This window comes from Ligilactobacillus sp. LYQ60, from assembly GCF_045033015.1.
GTDB lineage: Bacteria > Bacillota > Bacilli > Lactobacillales > Lactobacillaceae > Ligilactobacillus.
Map to the genome: position 1 here is coordinate 20007 of NZ_JBJFZV010000003.1, position 22570 is coordinate 42576.

General features: G+C 46.9%; 20 protein-coding genes. 2 read left to right on the top strand and 18 right to left on the bottom strand.

All coding sequences use genetic code 11. The features are described 5' to 3' along the window. Positions 1-57: 57 nt before the first annotated feature. The 10 genes from purD to ACI3EZ_RS03905 all read right to left on the bottom strand — a co-directional run bounded on the left by purD (position 58) and on the right by ACI3EZ_RS03905 (position 11796). Positions 58-1329 (bottom strand): phosphoribosylamine--glycine ligase, encoded by a 1272-nt coding sequence (gene purD, locus ACI3EZ_RS03860; protein ID WP_405025672.1) that lies wholly within the window; start codon positions 1327-1329, stop codon positions 58-60. A 10-nt stretch (positions 1330-1339) separates the two neighbouring features. Further along, on the bottom strand, positions 1340-2884 hold the full coding sequence (gene purH, locus ACI3EZ_RS03865) for a bifunctional phosphoribosylaminoimidazolecarboxamide formyltransferase/IMP cyclohydrolase (RefSeq protein ID WP_405024134.1): 1545 nt from the start codon (positions 2882-2884) through the stop codon (positions 1340-1342). Continuing rightward, on the bottom strand, positions 2885-3466 hold the full coding sequence (gene purN, locus ACI3EZ_RS03870) for a phosphoribosylglycinamide formyltransferase (RefSeq protein ID WP_405025583.1): 582 nt from the start codon (positions 3464-3466) through the stop codon (positions 2885-2887). It abuts the gene before it with no gap. Between the two features lie 11 nt (positions 3467-3477). Then, complete coding sequence (gene purM / locus ACI3EZ_RS03875) at positions 3478-4518, bottom strand: phosphoribosylformylglycinamidine cyclo-ligase (RefSeq protein WP_405024136.1); 1041 nt, start codon at positions 4516-4518, stop codon at positions 3478-3480. Further along, positions 4511-5974, bottom strand: coding sequence for an amidophosphoribosyltransferase (gene purF / locus ACI3EZ_RS03880; protein ID WP_405024137.1), 1464 nt, complete (start codon positions 5972-5974; stop codon positions 4511-4513). The genes purM and purF overlap by 8 nt, the downstream gene beginning before the upstream one ends. Further along, positions 5959-8175, bottom strand: coding sequence for a phosphoribosylformylglycinamidine synthase subunit PurL (gene purL / locus ACI3EZ_RS03885; RefSeq protein WP_405025584.1), 2217 nt, complete (start codon positions 8173-8175; stop codon positions 5959-5961). Before purL ends, purF begins: the two co-directional genes overlap by 16 nt. Further along, positions 8172-8843 (bottom strand): phosphoribosylformylglycinamidine synthase subunit PurQ, encoded by a 672-nt coding sequence (purQ, locus tag ACI3EZ_RS03890; RefSeq protein WP_405025585.1) that lies wholly within the window; start codon positions 8841-8843, stop codon positions 8172-8174. The genes purL and purQ overlap by 4 nt, the downstream gene beginning before the upstream one ends. After that, complete coding sequence (gene purS / locus ACI3EZ_RS03895) at positions 8843-9094, bottom strand: phosphoribosylformylglycinamidine synthase subunit PurS (protein WP_405024140.1); 252 nt, start codon at positions 9092-9094, stop codon at positions 8843-8845. The genes purQ and purS overlap by 1 nt, the downstream gene beginning before the upstream one ends. Next, entirely contained in the window at positions 9094-9816 is a 723-nt protein-coding gene (gene purC / locus ACI3EZ_RS03900; RefSeq protein ID WP_405025586.1) for a phosphoribosylaminoimidazolesuccinocarboxamide synthase, read from the bottom strand. The genes purS and purC overlap by 1 nt, the downstream gene beginning before the upstream one ends. A gap of 237 nt (positions 9817-10053) precedes the next feature. Then, a complete protein-coding gene (locus ACI3EZ_RS03905) occupies positions 10054-11796 on the bottom strand; it encodes an MFS transporter (RefSeq protein WP_405025587.1) in 1743 nt (580 codons plus the stop codon). 165 nt (positions 11797-11961) lie between these two features. Between ACI3EZ_RS03905 and ACI3EZ_RS03910 the strand changes: the two genes are divergently transcribed. Continuing rightward, a complete protein-coding gene (locus ACI3EZ_RS03910) occupies positions 11962-12525 on the top strand; it encodes a TetR/AcrR family transcriptional regulator (protein WP_405025588.1) in 564 nt (187 codons plus the stop codon). Between the two features lie 282 nt (positions 12526-12807). On the opposite strand, the gene ACI3EZ_RS03915 is transcribed toward ACI3EZ_RS03910, so the two are convergent. The 3 genes from ACI3EZ_RS03915 to ACI3EZ_RS03925 are packed head-to-tail and all read right to left on the bottom strand — an operon-like array spanning position 12808 to position 14995. Then, the gene (locus ACI3EZ_RS03915; protein ID WP_405025589.1) at positions 12808-13095 is read right to left on the bottom strand and encodes a hypothetical protein; all 288 of its coding nucleotides are present in this window, start codon (positions 13093-13095) and stop codon (positions 12808-12810) included. A 49-nt stretch (positions 13096-13144) separates the two neighbouring features. After that, positions 13145-14023, bottom strand: coding sequence for a LysR family transcriptional regulator (locus ACI3EZ_RS03920; protein ID WP_405025590.1), 879 nt, complete (start codon positions 14021-14023; stop codon positions 13145-13147). A gap of 27 nt (positions 14024-14050) precedes the next feature. Beyond that, positions 14051-14995: an AEC family transporter gene (locus ACI3EZ_RS03925; protein WP_405025591.1), complete on the bottom strand. Its 945-nt coding sequence runs from the start codon at positions 14993-14995 to the stop codon at positions 14051-14053. Positions 14996-15361: 366 nt separating this feature from the next. Here ACI3EZ_RS03925 and ACI3EZ_RS03930 point away from each other — a divergent pair, with 366 nt between their 5' ends. After that, a complete protein-coding gene (locus ACI3EZ_RS03930) occupies positions 15362-17722 on the top strand; it encodes an FAD-binding protein (RefSeq protein WP_405025592.1) in 2361 nt (786 codons plus the stop codon). 309 nt (positions 17723-18031) lie between these two features. On the opposite strand, the gene ACI3EZ_RS03935 is transcribed toward ACI3EZ_RS03930, so the two are convergent. The 5 genes from ACI3EZ_RS03935 to ACI3EZ_RS03955 form a co-directional block, all read right to left on the bottom strand. After that, the gene (locus tag ACI3EZ_RS03935) at positions 18032-19426 is read right to left on the bottom strand and encodes an APC family permease (protein ID WP_405024260.1); all 1395 of its coding nucleotides are present in this window, start codon (positions 19424-19426) and stop codon (positions 18032-18034) included. A 326-nt stretch (positions 19427-19752) separates the two neighbouring features. Continuing rightward, positions 19753-20262, bottom strand: coding sequence for a peptide-methionine (S)-S-oxide reductase MsrA (gene msrA / locus ACI3EZ_RS03940; protein WP_405024148.1), 510 nt, complete (start codon positions 20260-20262; stop codon positions 19753-19755). A gap of 318 nt (positions 20263-20580) precedes the next feature. Further along, complete coding sequence (lepB, locus tag ACI3EZ_RS03945; RefSeq protein WP_405025673.1) at positions 20581-21162, bottom strand: signal peptidase I; 582 nt, start codon at positions 21160-21162, stop codon at positions 20581-20583. 51 nt (positions 21163-21213) lie between these two features. Next, entirely contained in the window at positions 21214-21648 is a 435-nt protein-coding gene (locus ACI3EZ_RS03950) for a hypothetical protein (protein ID WP_405025593.1), read from the bottom strand. 73 nt (positions 21649-21721) lie between these two features. Continuing rightward, entirely contained in the window at positions 21722-22552 is an 831-nt protein-coding gene (locus ACI3EZ_RS03955) for a sugar phosphate isomerase/epimerase family protein (RefSeq protein WP_405025594.1), read from the bottom strand. Positions 22553-22570 lie beyond the last annotated feature (18 nt).

A 22570-nucleotide genomic window follows, 5' to 3' on the forward strand; every position in this document is an offset into this window, starting at 1 on the left:
AAAACGGTGTCTCCTCAAAGGGAAAACACCGTTTTTTCATTACTGACCATTCTTGTCCTATTCCATTGTCTTTCCGGTTGCCCGGAATCCAATGTCCTTCCGATAGAAGCACTGCGGACACGTCAATTTATCAAGGTAAGCGTACGCTCGTTTTTGAGCTGTCATTACATCAGGACCGTGACCAATCACAGTTACCAACCGTCCACCAGCACCCGTCAATGTTCCCGGTTTACCAGCGACGTTTGCATAATCAAGGGTTACATCTGTATTCTGCGGAAAAGCCGGTAGCGTTTGCCCGTGCACCGGACTTTGCGGGTACCCGTTTGCTGCCAACGTAATTCCCAAATAGGCATCGGTGCTCACCGTAATTGACGGAAGTGTCGTCCCATTGATTGCCGCAGCAAACAGATCAACGAGATCCGTTTCAATCCGTGGAAGAATGACCTGCGTTTCCGGGTCACCCAGCCGGACATTGTACTCGATAACCTTCGCACCATCACGTGTTAGAACCGCACCAATGTACAGAATGCCGTGGTAGTCAAACCCTTCGGCTACTAGCCCTGCAATTGTTGGGGTTACAACCTCCGCCTTCATTGTCCGAACAATATCCGGTTGTAACTGAGGAAGCGGACTGTACGCCCCCATTCCTCCGGTATTTGGCCCCTGATCACCATCAAAGGCCCGCTTATGGTCCTGCGCTAACGGTAATAGGCAGTACTCATTCCCGTTAACCAGTAAGAAGAGCGAATACTCCGGACCAGCAAGGTACTCCTCTAAGACCACTTTTTGGTCGCCGTGAGCAAAATGCTCCTCCAGCTGCTGCTCAGCTTCAGTCGCGGTTTGGGCAATCGTTACGCCCTTTCCCCCGGCAAGTCCATCCGCCTTAATAACAACAGGCAGGGCAAATTCTGCCAGTCCCGCCTTCGCCGCTGCTAAATCGGTATACGCATGGTACTGGGCTGTGGGAACATGATGTTGGTGCATAAATTTAAGGGCAAACTCCTTGGAGCCTTCCAATTGAGCAGCCTCCGCAGTTGGCCCTAAAATTTTAAGACCCGCGGCGTGAAAACGGTCAACAATTCCCGCGCATAAAGCATCTTCTGGCCCAACCACCGTCCAATCAATGGCGTGATCCTGCACAAAGGTAATTAACCCATCAAAGTCGTTTTCTTCAATTGCTACCGGTCGGATTCCATCAACCGTCATTCCGGGGTTCCCCGGAGCACAGTATACCTGCGCTACCTGGGGACTATGCTGCAATTCCTTGGCAATGGCGTGTTCTCGCGCGCCGCCTCCAATCACTAACAGGTGTAATTTTCCCACTTTCATCATCCTCCGCTTAGTGCCGGAAGTGCCGCACGCCAGTCATTACCATCGTAACGCCATATTTATCAGCCATATCAATCGATTCCTGATCCCGGATGGAACCGCCTGGCTGAACGATAGCCTTAATACCATGCTTAACGGCGTATTCAACGCTGTCACTGTACGGGAAGAAGGCATCACTTGCAAGAACCGCCGTTTCATCAATCGCGTCTCCTGCATGGTTGACAGCTAGTTTAGCCGCGTCAACCCGGTTTGGCTGACCAGCTCCCACACCTAACGTGCGCTCCGGGTTTGCCACTACAATCGCATTCGACTTGACGTGCTTAACCGTCTTCCAGGCAAACAACATGGTCTTTAACTGCTCCTCTGTCGGCTGCTTCTTAGTAGCCACCGTCCACGTGTGCGGATCCTCAGCTAGAATATCCTGGTCCTGGACAAGCACCCCGCCCAGTACAGAAACAACTTCCTTCGCCGGCTGCTCGTTAATCTTATCAAAGTCAAGCTGTAACAGACGTAAGTTCTTTTTCTTAGTAGTTAAAATCTTCAGGGCTTCGTCTGAGTATGATGGCGCAATGATAATTTCCAGGAAAATTTTGTGGAGTTTCGTTGCCGTTGCCGCATCTACTTCCCGGTTCAAGACAACTACCCCACCGAAGATGGATACCGGATCGCCTGCGTATGCCCGGTCCCAAGCTTCCTCAATCGTCCGTCCGTGTCCAATACCACACGGATTCATGTGCTTCAATCCGATTGCTGTTGGCTCATCTTGGAAATCACGCGCAATCCGAATGGCAGCGTCTGCGTCCTTAATATTGTTGTAAGACAACTGCTTTCCGTTAAGCTGCTTGGCACTAGCAAGTGAGTACCCCTTAGGTAATGCGTCCCGGTAGAACAGAGCATCCTGGTGACTGTTTTCCCCGTACCGCATCTCCTGCTGGAGATCATAGGTTAATGATAATTTCTCCGGTTTGGTCTCCCCGACCTGCTCCGTCAGGTAAGTAGAAATCAACGTATCATATGCAGCCGTATGCCGGAACGCCTTGGCGGCTAACCGGGCCCGCAACTCAAGCGATGTTTCCCCGTTAGCAGAAAGTTCAGCTAAGACGTCATCATAATCTGCCCGGTCAACCACTACGGTTACATCGTGGTAATTCTTAGCCGCCGACCGTACCATACTTGGGCCCCCGATATCAATGTTTTCGATTGCTTCGGCCAGCGTAACTCCCGGTTTTTCAATTGTTTCCTTGAATGGGTATAGGTTAACACACACCAGGTCAATCGGCGTAATCTGATGTTCCTTCAAGGTTGCCATATGGGCCGGTAAGTCACGCCGGGCAAGGAGACCTCCATGAATGTACGGGTTTAAAGTCTTAACCCGCCCATCGAGAATTTCTGGGAACCCAGTAACATCCTCAACGCTAATTGTCTGAATGCCTGCTTCGTCCAACACCCGCTTTGTGCCCCCCGTTGACACAATCTCAAATCCGTTTTCGACCAATCCCTTCACAAAAGGAACAAGGTTTTCCTTATCTGATACACTTACTAATGCTCGCTTCATTTAATTATCCTCCTTCATTTTAGTTGCCAACACCCGTGCTAACACCTGCGGATAGAGCCGGTGCTCACACTCATGAATTCGCTGCTCAAACGTCTCTTCAGTATCATTATCCTGAACCGGAACGTGTTCCTGCTGGATAATTGGCCCGGTATCAAGCCCCGCATCAATGTAGTGAAGCGTCACCCCAGTCCGGGGTGACCGGTCCGCAAACGACCGCTCAATAGCGTGAAGCCCCTGATAATCCGGTAACATAGCCGGGTGCAGGTTAATAATTCGGCCCTCATACCGCGTTAAAATTGGCGCACCAACTACCCGCATATACCCTGCAAGAGCAATGAAATCAATTTGGTAATCAGCCAATACCGTCGCGATCCGTTCTTCATAGGCCTGCTTTCCCCCGCACTCCTTAACGGTAAAAGTTACCACCGGCACGTTCAACCGACGCGCCCGCTGGACGACCGGCGCGTTCGGGTGATCACAAAATAAGAGTGCTAGGGTTCCTGGAATCTGCTTACCTTGAAACTGCTTTGCCAGCACCTCAAAGTTTGTCCCGTTTCCTGATGCAAAAATTGCAACGCGCATTCACTCACCCCCTACTGAATCACAATCTGGGGGGCGTCCTGCGCTGGCCGTGCCCGTAGTTGGCCAATTTGGAGTGGTTCTTCGCCTGCCAACCTGAGTTGCTGTTTGGCTGCCACCACGTTTTCTGGGGCCACTGCCAGTACCATACCAACCCCCATATTGAAAGTCTGCCAACAATCATCCAACGCCAGCTTCCCAACCCGAATTAGGTAGCGAATTAACCCCGGTACCGGAATGGTTGTCTCATCAATAACCGCCTGTAACTGGTCACCAAACATCCGCGGGACGTTTTCGATTAACCCGCCTCCCGTAATGTGGCTCATCCCGTGAACCAGGTGCTGTCGAACTAACGGCATGACCTTACGCACATAAATCCGCGTGGGCTGTAACAGCGCGTTTCCCAAGGGTAACCCTTCAAGCTCAGCCGGATGATCCTGTAAATCAACGTGGTGATCCTTAAACAGGATCTGGCGTACAAGGGAATAGCCATTGGAGTGCAGTCCGCTTGACCGTAATCCCAATAACACGTCACCTTCCTGGGGACCATCCGTTGTTAAGAGCTCGGCCCGCTCAGCAACTCCCACGGCAAACCCCGCAAGGTCGTATTCATCGGCGGGATACATATCTGGCATTTCAGCGGTTTCCCCGCCAATAATAGCTGCTTTAGCCTGTCGACATCCGGTGGCAACTCCCTTTACAACGGCGGCCATGGCTTCGGGATCCATTTTCCCCGTTGCAATGTAATCAAGGAAAAACAACGGCGCCGCTCCCTGTGCCACGATATCATTCACGCACATTGCTACACAATCAATTCCGATGGTTTCGTACTCGTGCATCCGCTGAGCAACGAGAAGCTTCGTTCCCACGCCATCTGTTCCGGCAACAAGTACTGGATGTTTAACGTGAAGTGTTTCGAGATCAAACGTCCCCCCAAAACTGCCCACCTGACCGGTTGCTCCGGGCCGCTGAGTCGAGGCAATGCTTTCTTGAATTCGCCGCACCATCTCATATCCGGCAGTAACGTCGACGCCCGCTTCTTGGTACCTATTCATTCCACGCATCCCCCATCATTCTTTGCTGCTTGTGTAACGACGCTAAGTATCCTGCTTCATAGTCGTATAACGGCGTCGGGTATTGCCCGTCAAAGTAAGCAACGGTCAGCCCGCCATTCGGCGCATCCCCAGCATCCGGTAACCCGATTGCCTTAATGAGACTAGCTTTGCTGAGAAAACCGAGGCTATCTGCCCCAATTGTCTGCCGCATTCCTTCCAAATCGTAGTTGGCTGCCAGTAATTCCGCCCGGGTCGAAAAATCAATCCCATAGAAACACGGGAACCGAAAAGCCGGCGAAGCAATGCGCATATGAACCTCTGCTGCTCCTGCATCCCGGAGAAGCTTAACGATCCGCCGGGAAGTGGTCCCGCGCACAATCGAATCATCAATCACCGCAACTCGTTTGCCGGCAACCACCCCGCGAACCGCTGACAGCTTCATCTTTACACCCATGTCTCGCTGGGTTTGGCTCGGCGCAATAAATGTCCGTGCCACATACTGGTTTTTAATTAACCCCATTTCATACGGTAACCCCGCAGCTTCGGCGTATCCCGATGCCGCCGAAAGCGATGAATTGGGCACTCCTACAACGATGTCGGCGTCCACCGGTTGTTCCTTAGCAAGCATCCGCCCCATCTTTTTGCGGGTCGTGTGTACGTTAATTCCGTGAATGTTAGAGTCCGGCCGGGCAAAGTAAATAAATTCCATTGAATCAATCGCGAGTTGCGTTTCCGTAGTGAAGTGGTCAATGTGCATTCCGTCCCGGTCAATAATGATAATTTCTCCTGGCAAAACGTCACGCACCAATTCCGCACCTACCGTATCTAAAGCACACGATTCGCTGGCAATGACGTACGCCCCTGACGGCATTCGTCCAACCACCATTGGCCGAAACCCGTTTGGATCAAGGGCCGCAATCATACTGTCCTTTCGTAACATCAAGAAGGCAAACCCACCGTGCACTTCATTCAAACTGGCCTTTAAGGCATCAATAAACGCCATGTCCCGTTTCTTCCGAATTAGGTGAATTAAAATTTCAGTATCGGAATTTGACTGGAATACGGCCCCCTCGTCTTCCAACTGGCGCCGAAGAGTTCGCGCATTAGTCAGATTTCCGTTATGAGCCAGCGCAATATTACCGTCATGGAACCGGAACAAGAAAGGCTGAATGTTTGCTAAACTTCCGTTCCCGGACGTACTGTACCGGACATGACCGATAGCTGAACGTCCGTGCAGACCGTTAAGGGTACCCTCCTTAGCAAATACTTGTGAAAGAAGTCCTGTATCCCGGTGCTGGTAAAACTGCTCGCCGTCCGTGGTTACAATTCCAGCCCCTTCCTGTCCACGGTGCTGCAGGGCATGAAGACCAAAATAGGTTAGATGGTTTGCCTCGTTCGCATCAAACACGCCAAAGATCCCACATTCTTCGTTTAATCCCTTTATTTCATGCGGCATGGTAAGGCCTCCTCCCATTCATGTTGTAGACTGGCGACTTCGAGTGTCGCTTGCCCATTCGTCGTTGCTAATTCAAGCGTTGGTTCAGCGGTTACCGTTCCAACCAATTGAGCAGTCTGACCCAACCGTTGTTCAAAGGCCTGCTGGTGTTCTGGTGTCACTGTCACTACCAACCGCCCCGGTGTTTCACTAAAGAGAAGTTCACTTGATAAATCAAAGTCAAGCTGGGCACCGTACCCGGTATTAAACAGCATCTCAGCGACACTCACAGCCAACCCACCTTCACTGGCATCGTGGCAACTAGCAACCTCGCCGGCCTCCATTGCCTGAAGAGTTGCCATTAGGCTGGCATGAATGCTTGTTAGATCGCAATCATTCAGGGTACCTGCACACTTCCCGGTTAACATCTTTTGTAACTCACTGCCACTAAAATCGCTGGTTGTTTTTCCCACCACGTAAACGCGGTCACCTGCATGCTGGACAAATGATGGGATAACCCGATCGATATTCTTGATGAGTCCGACCATTCCAACCATCGGGGTCGGGAAAATAGCCTCCCCATTGTTTTCGTTGTACAGGGACACGTTTCCTGAAATAACTGGCGTATTAAACGTCCGACAGGCTGCCGCCATCCCACTAATTGAACGATGCAGTTCCCAATATACTTCCGGATCGTTTGGATCACCGTAGTTTAAGCAGTCCGTCATGGCCAGTGGAAGGGCGCCGCTCGCAATTACGTTAGCGCAAGCTTCAACTACGGCCCGCTTCCCTCCAACCTCAGGATCAAGGTAAACGAACCGCCCATTACCGTCCGTCGTCATCGCAAGGCCCTTCCGTGTTTCACGTATCCGGATAACCCCGGCATCACTGCCCGGCCGAACAACCGTATTGGTTTGCACCATTGAATCGTACGTATCGGTAAACATCCGCTTGGAAGCAATCGTTGGCTGGTTCATCATTCGGGTAAGGGTGGTTGCCAGATCCGGAACTTGCGGCTGCCAATTAGTTTCCGCTGCGGCTTTAGCGATTCGTGCCGGCTGTTTTTCGGGCATCCGCTCCTCAGGCACATCACTAGTCAGGGTCGATACCGGAATGTCCGTGACCACCTGACCGTGGTGCCGTAAAACGTACTGATGCCCCGCCGTTACCCGGCCAATCACAACAGCGGCGAGGTCGTACCGCTGAAACAGTTCCTTAACGTCATCTTCGTGCCCACGCTTAATGCACAGTAGCATCCGTTCCTGCGACTCACTCAGCATAATTTCGTAAGCCGACATGCCTGGCTCCCGTTGGGGAACGTCATCAAGGGTCATGTCCAACCCACTTCCAGCTTTAGCGGCCATCTCACAACTAGACGAAACCAACCCGGCAGCTCCCATATCCTGGATTCCAACTAACCAGTCTTGATGGTCGTTAATGAGTTCTAAACAAGCTTCCATGAGGAGCTTTTCCATAAACGGATCGCCCACCTGGACGGCCGACCGCTGTGTTTCCTTATCATCTTCAAAATCCGCCGAAGCAAACGTGGCTCCATGGATTCCGTCTCGGCCGGTCTTGGCCCCAACATACATTACCGCGTTACCGACCCCAGTCGCCCGGCCCTGTTGCATCACGGACTGGTCCATAATTCCCACGTTCATCGCATTGACTAAGGGATTGCCGGCATAGCACGGATCAAAGGTCATTTCTCCGGCCACCGTCGGAATTCCCATGCAGTTTCCGTAACCCCCAATCCCCGCGACAACGTTATTGATCAGGTATTTAGTATGTCCGTCCTTAATTTCACCAAAATGGAGTGAATCAAGTGACGCCACCGGCCGGGCACCCATACTAAAGATGTCCCGGAGAATGCCACCGACCCCGGTTGCAGCCCCTTCATAAGGCTCAACCGCGGATGGGTGGTTATGGCTTTCCGCCTTAAAGACCACGGCCTGATGATCGCCAATATCCACGATTCCAGCTCCTTCACCGGGACCTTGCAACACGCGGTCGTTCTTATTCGGGAAAAGTTTAAGAAGGGGCTTTGATTTCTTATATGAGCAATGTTCACTCCACATCACCGCAAACAACCCGGTTTCTGTGTAGTTTGGCAGTCGTCCAAGCAACTGATCACAGATATAGTCATACTCCTCTTCCGTTAGACCCCACTCGAGATACGGCTTTTGTTCCTTAATTTCGGCTGGTGTCATCTCTGTACTCATTTCGTCGCCTCCTGGATTCCCAAAAACGCTGTCAACACGCCCTGACCATCAGTATTACCTAAAATAGCTTCCGCCGCCCGCTCTGGGTGGGGCATCATTCCCAAGACGTTTCCCTGTTCGTTAACAATCCCCGCAATGTCATTTACGCTCCCATTGGGGTTATCATCATACCGGAATACGACCTGGTGCTGATCCTCGAGGCGCTGAATAGTCGCTTCATCCGCATAATAGTTTCCGTCGGCATGGGCAATCGGCAGGTGAATATGCTGATGCGCCGTGTAGTTCCGGGAAAACCGCGTCTGGTTATTTACCACCGTCAACGGCACCGTTTGACAAATAAACTTCAGGTTATCATTTTGTTTCAATGCACCAGGAAGCAACCCCGCTTCCGTGAGAATTTGGAACCCGTTGCAAATTCCCAAAACAGGTTTCCCTTCACGGGCAAAACGCCGCACTTCCGGCATGATGTTTGCAAACCGGGCAATTGCCCCGCACCGCAAGTAATCCCCGTACGAAAAACCGCCAGGAAGAACAACCGCATCGTACCCCACCAGACTGTGCTCATAGTGGGGAACTAAGTCCACGTGTGCACCGCCCACCATTTGCAGGGCCTGCGCAACGTCGTGGTCGCAATTTGATCCCGGGAAAACAATTACCGCAATCTTCATTAGGCTTCCTCCATTACTTCATACCGGTAAGTCTCCAAGTTAAAGTTCACCAGAAGCTGCTCAGCAATTTCCTTCACCGTCTGATCAATGACCGCCTGCTCCGTAACGTTCAACGAAACATCAAAGAACTTGCCGACCTTTACCTCAGCTACCTGGTTATATCCCAACGAATGCAGGGAGTTCGTAATCGTCTCTCCCTGCGGGTCAAAGACGGATTGCTTGTACGTGACGTAAATTCGAACCTTTGTCATTACTTTTCCTCCTGTCCAAGAACTTGCTGTAGGCGAGTAAGCACTTCTTCGTAGACCGGTGTTAAGTTCCCCAGATCCCGCCGATAGACATCCTTGTCCATGTGGTGGTGCGTTTTTGCATCCCACAACCGGCAATTATCCGGTGAAAACTCATCCGCTAAAATAACATGCCCGTTTGGTAACCGTCCAAACTCGAGCTTAAAGTCAATTAATTCCAACCCCGCCTGTTTAAAAAGTGGGATTAACAGCTGATTTACCTTCCGCGAGATGGCCCACATCTGGTCGAGTTCCGGCGCCGTTACAACGCCGAGGGCCTCCGCTTGGGAAGCATTAATTGCCGGATCATCTAATTCGTCACTTTTCAGGCACATCTCCTCAACCGGGGTGTTAAATCGCCTTCCTTCTTCCACTCCAAACCGGGTGGCAAAGTGACCTGCCGCCACATTCCGGGTAATCATTTCGAGCGGGATAATCTGCACCCGCCGGACCAGTTGCTCAGTAGCACTTGTCTTTTCTAACAGGCACGTTTCAATTCCGTGCTTCATCAGGTACCGGAAAATCAACGTTGAAATCGCGTTGTTAACCGGCCCTTTTCCCTTAATCTGATCCTTCTTTTTCCCGTTCAATGCCGTTGCTTGATCCATGTAAACAACCCGCAACACTTGCTCGTCGTCCGTCGTCCACATCTGCTTTGCTTTCCCAGCGTAGATTAACTCACCCATTTTACTCATCCTTTCGCTAAATACGAACATGAATTTAAATGCTGCTATAATCATTCGTCATTTATAGGGTACGCCCGTTTTGTTCGTTCGTCAATTAAAAACACAACTTTAACCGGATATAGTCACTATATAGTTCGCGTTTTACAGAAATGACGGTGAAGCAAAGCATCCACAACCATAAAAATAGTGATATTTACGGATAACCATTAGATTATCCGTAAATATCACCGTGCTTAACTACTTTTGTTTTATATTATTGTTCGACTTTTGCGAACGGCGCGGAAAAATTACAGCCCACCCCATTCCAAAAAATGCTACTGGAAGAAGAAGGCGGTAAATGCGAGTAAAGGCGGTACACAACCGCGTTTGAGCCTCTCGGTGAACCCGGCGCACCACCCGGGTAACCTGCCACTGTATTCGATTAACCTGCGCCTCTAATTGAGCCGTTACTTGGGGCGTAATTGCTTGCACTAACGCCTGTCGTTGCTGCAAGGAAAAATGACCCCGCCGCGTTTTTTGAGCTAAAACCTGTGCTATAGCGCGGTGTTTCATGGCGGATGTCACCGTTACTTGAGGCACTTTAAACTGTGTGTTTTTTTCCTTACCGGCACCCAGCCGCTTAACGTGCGTTTTTAGTTTATTCCGAAATTGTTGGCGTAGCCGGGGAGATAGCGTACACTGGTTAATTTGAGAATCACCGTAACGTTGGACTTGGGTTTTAGCCGTCGCTAGGTTAGCGTTAAACAGTGACATGCACACCGCTACTGCTAACACCATTCCAACCTGCCGGAGAACGTTAATCACACTTTGGCTAACGGTTAAGCGGGAACCAGTAAAATCAGCAGCCGCCCACACCATTGCCGGCCCAGCAATCACACCGAACCCTAAGCCGACCAGAACCGAACCAACCAGTAAATTATGGTACCCACTAAGTTCCATATGACCTAAGAACCAGTATGCCAATCCAATACTGCCAAAGCCGCCCACAACAATTATCCGGGGATTAATATGCTTCATCCCTAACGACGCCACAACGGTTGTTGTAAACACAACTCCCGAATACGGGAGGATATGCAAGGCAGCCTGTAATTCTGTGAGGCCGTGCAACCGAACCAGGAACGTGGGCACTAAAATAACAAATCCCGCCAAGAAAAAGCACGCTCCCACCATTGCACCAGCCGCCGCATTAAAATTGCGGCTTCGGAATAAGCCTAAATCAACCATCGGATGGGCAACACGACACTCAACCCCGATAAAGGCACAAAATGTGATACCCGCCGTGAATAACAATCCTAAAATTACCGGTGAACACCAGTGCCAATCCGGGCCCTTCACCAATCCAAGCGTCAGGCTTAAAAGCATTAGCATACTGAGCGCTGCTCCAGGAACGTCAATTGCCCGTAAAGTCAAACGTGAGCGGGTGGCTAAGACCATCCAAACTGGGATTAAGAGAAGTATAACCGCTAACAGGGGGACGTTGACGAAAAACACCCACCGCCAGCCCCACTGTTCGGTGATCCACCCGCCAACAACGGGACCAACCGCGGTTGCCAGGGCCTGACAACCACCAAGCACGGCCACAACTTGATTCCGCCGGTCCGGACTAACAAGTTGCATTCCGATAATTGTTCCTAACGGAAGAATAACGGCCGCTCCCAATCCCTGAACAACCCGACTAACATATAACCAGGCCAATGTTGGCGCGCACCCGCTGGCAAGCGATCCGCAAAGAAACAGGACAATTCCCCCGAAAAGTGCCCGGTTTTCACCCCATAACTCTGCAATTCTGGCGGCCAGGAGGGCCGTCGTTGCAAATACAATCATGTAAAGGTTCACCGCCCACGAAACCTGTCCTAGACTCGCGTTGAACGCTCCCTGCAAACGGGGGACAACGATGGTCATAATCGTTGTATCCAGCATACACAAAAAATTAACGACGCATAAAATTACAAGGGCGCCACCACGATTTTTAATTTTCATTTCATAATCCTCCTTCTATGACACTTGACTTCTTGTGGTACACTTGTACCAGAAACCATCCTTATCATACGAGAACTCCCTTCCCAAAGGAACGGTTTCCCGCTAATCTTAGATATCAGGACACATTCACCCAATGCGTCCTCTAATATTACAGGAGATGATTAAATGTCACGTCGAATTGCCCTTCAAACCCGCCAATGGATTATTGATGCCCTACTAGAACTCCTTGTTACACAGGCGTTTTCGCAGATTTCAGTTGCCCAAATTTGTCACCAAGCCCAGGTCTCCCGCAATACGTTTTACCGTAAATTTACGGACAAACGGGCTGTCGTGCGGGCCTATGCTGAACAACTCACCAGTGAGTACGAATACCTTGTCCGGGAAAATAAGCCCCAAACATTTAACGCATTAGTGCACCTGCCGTTTAAATTTGCGGACCAGCACAGGCCCGTTTTACGTCTTCTTCAGCAAAATAACCTTCTTGAAGTTGTTCAGGCCGCGTTCACCCAACTGGGGCCCCGGCTTTACACGGCCGTTGATCTCCCGTGGCACACCGTTGAGTCACCGGAAGCAGTTTCAATCATGATGCAGTTTTTCACCGGAGCATTCTGGAACGTTGTCGTTCACTGGCTCGATGATTCAGCCCATTCAGTTGACGAGATGACCAACCTCGTCGTCTCCGGATTAACTGCCGTTACGCCGTTTATTACTGGAAAAAATGAAGGATAAAAAACGCCACCGATGAATCATCTTCATCGACGACGGTTAGTTCTTAAAGTATTTAATTATCTATCCTCTATTAGTACTTGATTTTTCCCCGTTACCAACTCTGTTTTTCTTCCCGATCACCCGCTTTTTAAGCTTACAATAAAAAGGCTGTAACCCATACATAGGTCACAGCCTCTTTATATTTTCGAATCTGGTACCAACCAAAAACGAGCTAAACGGAAATTGTCTTACCGCCGCTTCCAACCACAAGTATTGCCGGTGTTTGGGTATCCTCCTTGATTATTAGTTATTATCGACCCGTAAGAACGTTGTCTTCCGGTTGACTTTTCCCTGCCCCGCCTTTGCGATTTGGTAGGTAAAGCTCCGAGACGTAAACTTGTTCTTCGTTGCTAAAATGGAATTATACTGCCACTGGGAAACCTGTTTTCCGTTGACCTTTGCCAAGGTTAACTTGCTCCCTTTGGCTTTATATTCCCACTTAGCGTTCTTAGATTGCTTAGCATACGCCTCATTAAATGCCGTTTGACTCTGATCGGCACTCTTAGCGGCCGCCTCAGTGCTGCTAAGCACAACTTTGTTTCCCCGCGGATATCTTCATCCCAAAGGAGCCTAAAATTACTTAGTCAAAACGAACCTGTTTAAGAATGGTTAAACATTTACTTTGGATCTTATTTGGAATAAACGATCGCCGCACGGCAAGCTTAATAAAGTAGTGAAGCTGTTCATCCTGTCGAAGACGGACTTTTCGAATTCGGGGATTTCCCTGAACAGTTACGTCCATTAAAAGAGCAATTCCTAAATTTCGCTCAACCAAATGGGTAATCATATCCATATCACGCGCCTCATAAATAATTTTAGGATGAAAGCCGCCAAAACTACAGTACCGCTCTAACGCACTTCGAACTAAATGCCCCTTTCGCCGGGTAATAAACTGTTCATTTCGTAACTCACTCGCCGTTACTGACTCGTGGTTACTAATTGGGTTACGCGTACTAACAATAATACTAAAATCCTGTCGTTGTTTTCGAAGCACCTGCATATTCCGCTCAGCATCCGCTACCAGCGACGAATAAACAACGGCATCTAATTTACCTTTGGTTAGCATACTCCATAAATTCGCCGAATAATCATTAACCGTATGCACACGTTGAATCAATCCATTTTGAATAAACGTTGTCAAAATTGCTGGCATCCAAAGATTACCCGCGATTGTCGAGTAACCAAGGCGAAGAAGTTGCTCACCTGCATGCCGAACTTCCTGGTTTGTTTCGCCCACCAGCGAAACAATTTGCTTTGCCCGTTTGTACAAAATTTTCCCTGCATCCGATGTCACAACGCCGCCCCGATGACGGGTTAACAGCTCTGTTTCATACTGTTTAGTAAGCCGCATAATTGCCCGCGATACGGCTGGCTGCGAAATTCCATAACGCTGGGCAACCGTCGTATAACTTCCAGTTTCAACCAAACTGATATAATACTCTAAATCAGCGAGTTGCATTCCACCACCATCTTTTCAAAATCCAGATTACAGACTAATTCCCCGAAGAATGATAAAGCACATTAATGCGAAGAAAGAACCAATGGTCGTTAAAAACATTGCGGACGGCATCTCCTGCTCCCCTTCACCATATTGCTGACTAAAGATTGTCGGAAAGATCATTTGTGAAATCATCATTGTCATTGTCATTTCATTAATGAACATCCGTGATTCCCCGCATAACATCATAATTACCATTACCGATAATGGCATCACTAGTTCCTTAACAATCACGTCAAACCACACAATTCCGGAAAAACTTGGCTTATTAAACCACAGAATTAATCCAATTGAAAATAACCCTAAGCCCGCAGCTGCCTTTCCCAGCTCTTCAAACGTTGGTGCTGCTAATGCTGGTAAACGCCAACCAAGTAACGCCGTAACTAACCCAACAAACGCTCCAACAATGACCGGTTTCTTTAATCCATTAATTACTACTTGTCCAACGTTAACTAATAAATTATCGGTCTTCTTGATTGTAGCCAACGTCAGTGCAAGCATCGTTAATGGTAACTGAACTGCATTCAGCATTAATCCCCCGATTGAAATTGCAATCGCTGCATTTCCCGGAAATAATGGTGTCAAAAGTGCTGGTCCGACAAATAAGATTGCTGGTGTTGACAGTGTCAACGCCCTAATAATCGACAAGATGGTTGATGAACGTAGCACGTATTTGCTGAAAAAATAAACCCCAAACCACCATCCAACCATCATTACAAACTCCCACATAACAATTCGCCAATTAGCAAAAATCTTTTCCTTTGGCATTTGATTTAAGGCGAAAAATAAACTTAGCGGCAACGCATAGTTCATTACAACCGTATTTAAAATTGCTGGCACCTTTTTATCGAACGATTTAATGTAACCACTAAAAAAACCAAACATGATTGTAAAAATAACAGGAATTAATGCAGCAATTAGCGCTTTAGCCATAATATTCACGTCCCTTTGCTAATATCTGCAATCTAATTCCTCAATCACTTATTAATAATACACATTCATCATCATAATTCAATAATAATTTCACAAGTATTATTAATAATATTTATGGCGATAATGTTTCATTTCACTTTGTAATTAAAGTATTTATCTGACATATCATTACTATTATTCATCTTAAAATGATAATTTATCATAATCTTGTTTTGCTATTCACTATTATAAGGCAGTTTTTCCTCCGCTTCTCCCTAATATCACCGTGTTTTAAAAAAGCGCTTGCAATTAATTCTCTCATGCATATAATCAGCCCCGTAATTTAGTTCCTCAATCTTAAAATCATAAATAAAGGTCGTGTTACTAATGAAATACGTTGCAATTGTTGGAACAAACGCAGCTAAATCATACAACCGCAAGCTACTGTATTTTATGCGCACTCATTTTGCTAATAAGGCTACAATCGATATTCAAGAAATTGCAGACTTTCCCTTATTCAATGAGGACATATCTGAACTACCACAAATCGTCACTGATTTAGCCGCTAAAATCACAGAAGCTGATGGGGTAATTTTTGGCGTTCCTGAATATGATCACAGTATCCCAGCAGCACTTAAAAGCGTGATTGAATGGTTATCCAATGACATTCACCCGCTTACCGATAAACCAATCATGATTGTGGGAACTTCACTGGGCAGTTTAGGAACTTCCCGCGCACAGGATACTTTTAGAAACATCCTTAATGCTCCTGGGGTTGATGCGTGCGTTCTTTATAGTAACGAATTCCTTCTTGGACACGCCGCTGATCAATTCGACCACCAAGGAAACTTAAGAAACGAGCAGACCGTGCACTTCCTCGATCAATGCTTTGATAATTTTCAAGTCTTTGTCAAAAAACAGGCCGGAAAAGCCAGCCTTAATAACAAGTGGGACCGTGCATATGACGTAGTTGTCTTAGGGTTTGGCGGTGCTGGAGCAACGGCAGCGCGGTTTGCTGCTGATAATGGTGCGCATGTTCTACTAGTCGATAAGGCACCGTTTGGCCATGAAGGAGGAAACACACGTTATTCTGCCCAGCACGTTGGAATGGGCCATGATGAAAAACAACTAAACACGTATTACCATCACCTTGCTGCTCCAATGGAACTACGCGAAGATACCCTTAAGACTTACGTTCATGGGATGAGTAACATCCCGGCCTATTTCAAAAAATATCTTGGAATTACCCCGATTAGTTGGCACAATGACATTCATCAGGGGGATCCGGTTGTTCCAAAAGACCATATGGCTGAATACCCCGAACTTCCGGGAAGTGAGACCTTCGACTTTGCTCTCGTCCATAAGTGCGATAAGGATGCCGCCTTGTGGAAGGCGCTTCGGCACGAAGTTGTTAAGCGTTCTGAACAAATTGATATCTGGTTAGATTCTCCCGCAAAACACCTTATTCAGAACCCTGAAAACGGGGCAATCGTTGGCGTCGTGATTAACCGTAATAACCATAATTACCGAATTCTTGCTCGTAACGGTGTTGTTTTAGCAACCGGCGGGTTCGAAAACAATCCGTCAATGGTTCAAACATTTATTAAACGTTCTAAACTAACCCCAATTGGAACGCTATACAACCAAGGAGACGGCATTAAAATGGCCCAGGAAGTCCGCGCCCGCCTTTGGCACATGGCTAATTACGAATCCCATGGAATTTTAGCTGGATTAACCTTTAAGGAACAATCTAATGTTCAGGGGCGGCAAATTAATGGTTGGCGGCAGTTAAATCACGGTAGCATCTTCGTTGTTGGTGATGACGGTACCCGTTACTTTGCTGAAGATCAAAAAGCACGGCATGGTCATATTTATATCCATGGTGCATGGCGCCTCCCCCTTCAGCAAGAACACCCCTACCTTGTCTTTGATCATCGTCAAAAAGACGACTTTGATAAGCAAAAAAAGGAGGAGGGCTGCCTGCCATATCCTGAATTCACAAATAAACTTATTTCAGCGTCTACCCTTAGCGAACTAGCTACTAAGATTAATCTTCCAGTTTCTGGATTAGAACAAACAGTTAAGGACTTTAATACAGCGGTTAAAAATCAACGTGATGTTTTATGTGGTCGCAACCCACAAACCATGCGGGCATTCACCGACGGTCCATACTACGCTATTGCACTTACGAGCGATGTTCTTAACACCCAAGGAGGACCTGAACGGACCGGCGAAGCGGAAATCATTGACGTTAATGGTAAGCCGATTTCTAACCTTTACGGCGCTGGTGAACTCGGCGGAATTTGTGCCAATAATTATCAAGGTGGGGGTAACCTTGCAGAGTGTCTTATCTTTGGCAAAGTTGCCGGTGAAAACGCTGCTAAGAAAAAAGAAACATCGTACGACCAAGCAGTTACTGCAACCATTGGTAAAATTAACGATATTCTAACCAACGAACAACTCTCAAACGTTCAGCTCAATTCTCATGAATACCTGGGATCATCTGAACAAGGAATCGGTGGTACAATTACCGTCAAAGTTAAATATGAGAACCACCAAATTGAAAAGATTGACGTTATTCAACAGCATGAAAGTGCTGAAATTGGACAACGGGCAATTGAGATTCTTCCGCAACGGATGATTGATGAAAATACCGTTGAAGTTGATGCTGTTTCAGGAGCATCCTCTACCACACGTGGGCTTAAGGATGCCGTTAATAAAGCAATTGCAAAGGCAAATAACAAATAAGCCAAAGATATTAAAAAGGAGCTTACTTAATTTAAGTGAGCTCCTTTTTTGCACGTTTATTAATTCTTACTACCGCATAGAGTGACTTAATTCCCCCTAACTTACGTAGCCAAAGCCATCTCCTTAATTGCCTGTCTTTAACATAGTTATGGTAACCCTTATAACCTAACAGTTACCCTCCAAGCTTCACGATAGTTTCCGTTACGTTAACCTGGTGAAATTCCCAACGCCGCTTACCTTAGCTCCAAAATATACAAAAACAGAGGCTGAGACACACATCCCAACCCCTTAAATACTAATTGATTATTGTTATCCCCGTTGTGTCATTCGCCGCTCAATCCATGCCCAAACCGGCAAAATTAAGCCCGCCACAAATAATGCAAAAACAGCAAAAAGGTTTAACAGCAACTGATGATCCCACGCATGGGTTGCCACTGCAACGTCCTGCGGCAGGAAGCCCATCATTGCGCAAACAAATGAGAAGATAAGGCAGAACCATCCTACTCCAAGGGCTGCCCACCGTTTCTTGATAAACACAAACCCGGACCTAAACTCATTTTGGTGCCACCGGATCAGGATAAAGGCGATAAAAATCCAACAGTTCTTAAACGGAAAAACAATCCCGTTTAGGTTCAACAGCCAATTAAAGATGGAATTAATGCTTGGTAGCGTTCCACTTAACAACAGCAGCAACAAGCACAATCCACTCGTAATCACATAACTATGCAACGGCCGGCCGTTCTTATCCCGCTTAGCAAACCACTTGGGAATAAACTTCTCCGAAACATCACCGGCGATCACCCATGAAACTGAATCAAGCAGCACCGCAAGCTGAGCCAACATATATAACGTTTGAACAACCGCAAAAATGTACATGAGACTCTTTCCTAATCCCATCCGCTCCCCTAACATCCGGAAAGCGTAGAACGAACCGTTCATCTTCAAGTCATTTGGCAGGTGGTTAGCGTTAAAAAACATTGCCAGTGCCAACGTCCCAAAAATTGCAAGAAAGGCCGTCATAAACGCCAGCATCCACATCGACTTCGGAAAATCCCGGTTCGGGTGCTTCATCCGCTTGAGGTACGGAATTACGATTTCCGCCCCACACGCCGCAAACATCAACAATCCCGTTGTTGACCAGTATTGCGATGAAAATGATGGGATAAAAGCATGCAGGTTGAACGGTTGCGTTGCAATGTGACCGCCGTGTAACAATGACCAAACCGTCATGACAACAAATAAAATAGTCATGAAAAACATCGCAAACCCGCCTAACGTTGACATAACTTCCAAGGAACGCTGGAAAAAGTTTTCAAACACAACAAAGATGAGGATAACCGCAAACGTCAGAAAGCCAAACATGAAGTTTGACATCCGGTGGCCTAATGAATTGTTCCCCAAAATCAACCAACTCAGCGCAACAATCGTTGAATTAGCCACGTCAACAATATACGGAAGACATGCTGCCCAGTACATCCAGGCCGTCGCATATCCCAAAACGTCACTGTGGCTTGCCCGGCGAACCCACGAAGCCAACCCACTATCCTGACGGTCCCCAAAGGTCGCCCCAAGCTGGGTAACTGACATTTCGTACGGAATAACAAACAGAAAGATCATTGCAACCCAGGTAAAGACAACCGCAAGTCCCTGATTTTGCAACGGGTACATTAAGTCATCAAATCCCATAATCGTCACAAAGTCCATTAATGCAATGACGGGCCAACTTATGTATTTTTTATTGGTAGCCCCTAATTGATTATCCAATTCTCTCCCTCCAATCAGGCAATTGCCCGTAAATATTCTACCAAAAATTAACAAAAAATAAAGAAAAGGGGCCGGTGTTAACTGACTATATTAGTAAACACACTATTACGTTATAATTATCCAATATTTACAACCTTCTTTTAATGAATTTCCGTTTACACAGTAAAAAACAAGTATGGCTTAACCCCAAATATCCCCAATAAAATCCTTATCATCGTTGTTATAAAATTAATTAGATAAACTGTAAAAACATTACCTAATCAAATTTACTGCCAATTTTTCTTTAAAAAGGCATGCCTAATTGCACTACTTTGAGCATAACGTTCCGGATTTTTTCTATAAAATCCCTGATGGTATTCTTCTGCCAAGTAAAAAGGCTGCACAGGTTCAATTGCAGTTACAATTGGTTTTTCAAAGTGACCAGATGCTTGTAACTTGGCCTTTGATTCCTCAGCAATCTTCCTTTGACGTGCGTTACTATAGAAAATAACCGGACGATAGTTATCCCCACGATCCTCAAATTGCCCCATTGCATCCGTAGGATCAGTCTGCATCCAATAAATCTCCACTAACTTAGCGTAAGAAATTTTCTTCTCATCAAAAATAATTTCAACTGCTTCCGTGTGTCCCGTTTTATGTGCCTTAACTTGCTCATAAGTAGGATTTTTAACAAATCCTCCAGTATAACCAGAACGGACTGATAAAATCCCGTCCAGCTCCTCAAACGGCTGCACCATACACCAAAAACACCCTCCTGCAAAAACCGCGCGTTCCATGTTATCACTCCTAAAAGATATAGTAGAAATATTATAACTCTATTAGTAAGCCTAAATCAGAAAATTTTAGTACAGCGCTTCAGGTAATAGCACCTGGTAAAAAATGTTTTATTACGTTGCGGCTACGTACTTATAACAAGTTATCGCCACTCATTTAAAGCCCGCATCTTTTCGATCATCTTTATTTCAACCGCTCAAATAGAAACATTCCCTTTTAGAGCCGTTTCTTCTATCCCTAATGAATTTACATTAAACATATCCATAAAAGCCACCATTAATTCTACGCCCATGAAAGTATATAAAAACGGGTAAACCCCGCTATTCTTGGTATACCCGTTTCCAATAATTATTTATAAGATTTGCTCTTGCATTCCAAAAAGGCACTTTTACAACGCCGTCAATCTTTTTCCGGGGAACAAAACCATAATATCGACTGTCATTAGAGATCGCGCGGTTATCGCCAAGAACAAAGTATTTCCCGGCAGGAACCTTAAAAGACTTCCCGGTTCCAATCCGCACACCCTGGGCTTCAGGTAAATTTAAGGTCGTTGTTCCACTCGTTCGCTGCTTATGCGAAATAAAGGTCTGCGAAACATATTTTCCATTCACGTACAACTCTCCGTTATTTTTATATGTAACGGTATCTCCCGGTAAGCCAATGACCCGCTTAACGTACTTAGTGTCCTTAGCCACCGGTTGGCCTGTATTGTCAACGCCGTACGCGTTAAAAACAACCACTGAATCCCGCCGAATCTTTGCTTGTTTTAAAAGCATTACCCGTTCTGTGTTGTGGAGATTGGGGGCCATTGACGCACCATCAACCTTAACAAACTGGAACAACTCTGTCTTGATGAACAGCCCTAGGGCCACCGCTAAAACGATTGGGATGACCCACCCCATAATCTTTTTAAACTTCTCCACGATTAAAAAGCTCCTTTACATTTCGTTCTATTAGAACATAAGATTTTGGTGGTGTCCGGATTTCCGAACCGCCAGCATATGGCCATAATGTTTAAGAAAATAGCCACCCAACACACCAAATACAACCTCAACGGCCATAAACCACCAATTCATAGTATGCACGAATGGCAAAAAAATGGCACCTAGATTCAAAATAATCCGTAACCACCAGTTCACGGCATCATGATGAATTACGTTACTAATGAACGTCATTGTTCCAACTACCCCCACAAGAATTGTCACGCCATATGCTGCGTAAAATAATAAGTGATGGTAGTCCGCAACCTCCTCCGCCTGAGTCAAGGAAAGTCCCTTTCGTTCATTATATGTAATCGTAACCCGAAAAATTAAGTCCGCTAACACATAGACCATTCCAAGTACAATTGTTACTGCATTTAATCGTCGATTCCATTGCATTCGTTCCATTTACCCCAGTCTATCAATTATGCCGTTATTGTAAGTCCTAATAGACCCGCTACAACAGTATTTTAAAGGTGGTTTAATATTTTTTCAATCCAAGTTTAAATAGCCGGCGTAAATATGCCGCACTTTCCCGTTGCGGCCCCGAATCATCCGGATCATCCATTGCAATTTCATAAATATAACTGGCCTGAGGATTCAACAACGGCATAACCTGCCGCCAATTAATCCGCCCCCGTCCTAACGGAAGACTATCATGCTGTAATCCCATCGAATCAACTAAATGATAATGTACAACCTGAGGAGCCAAGCGCTTAAGTGATGCCGCTAATCGTTCGTTTGAGCCGTGCTCGTGAATAAAGCAATGAGATGTATCAAAGGCTAACCGCCAATGATGCGTCATAATCCGCCGGTCCATTTGAGAATTCCCATAAAAAAAGATGGGTGAGATCGAATTTTCAAACATGATATGGTCCTGCCCCATCCTAGCAAACCGGTCCATCCTGTTCATCGCAACTTCCCGCGCCGCCGCCAATGATCGGTACTGGGCAAGAAACTCGGGAACCTGACGGCTATACGAACCGTGGACTAAAATCTGAACATCATGATCAAACGCGATTCGCAGGAGATTTTCGGTTGTTTCCTCAATAAAGCGGTATAACCCCGGCATGTAATCCTCCGGTGCAATGAGTTCAGTGTAGTTCACCTTGTGATACCGCATAGGTTGGTGAATAATAATCCTCTTGGTAACCGTTTGCACCCGCACTACGCCCTCCTCCAGGCGTTTCAATCCTTGAGAAGTCATATCTTCTTCTGTTGTATAAAATTCAAATACATCGGGTCGGTATTGAAGCCGCTCTTCCATCTGCTCAGCGGCCGGACTAGCCTTTAATCCGAGTAATACCTGCACATGTATCGCCTTCTTTTA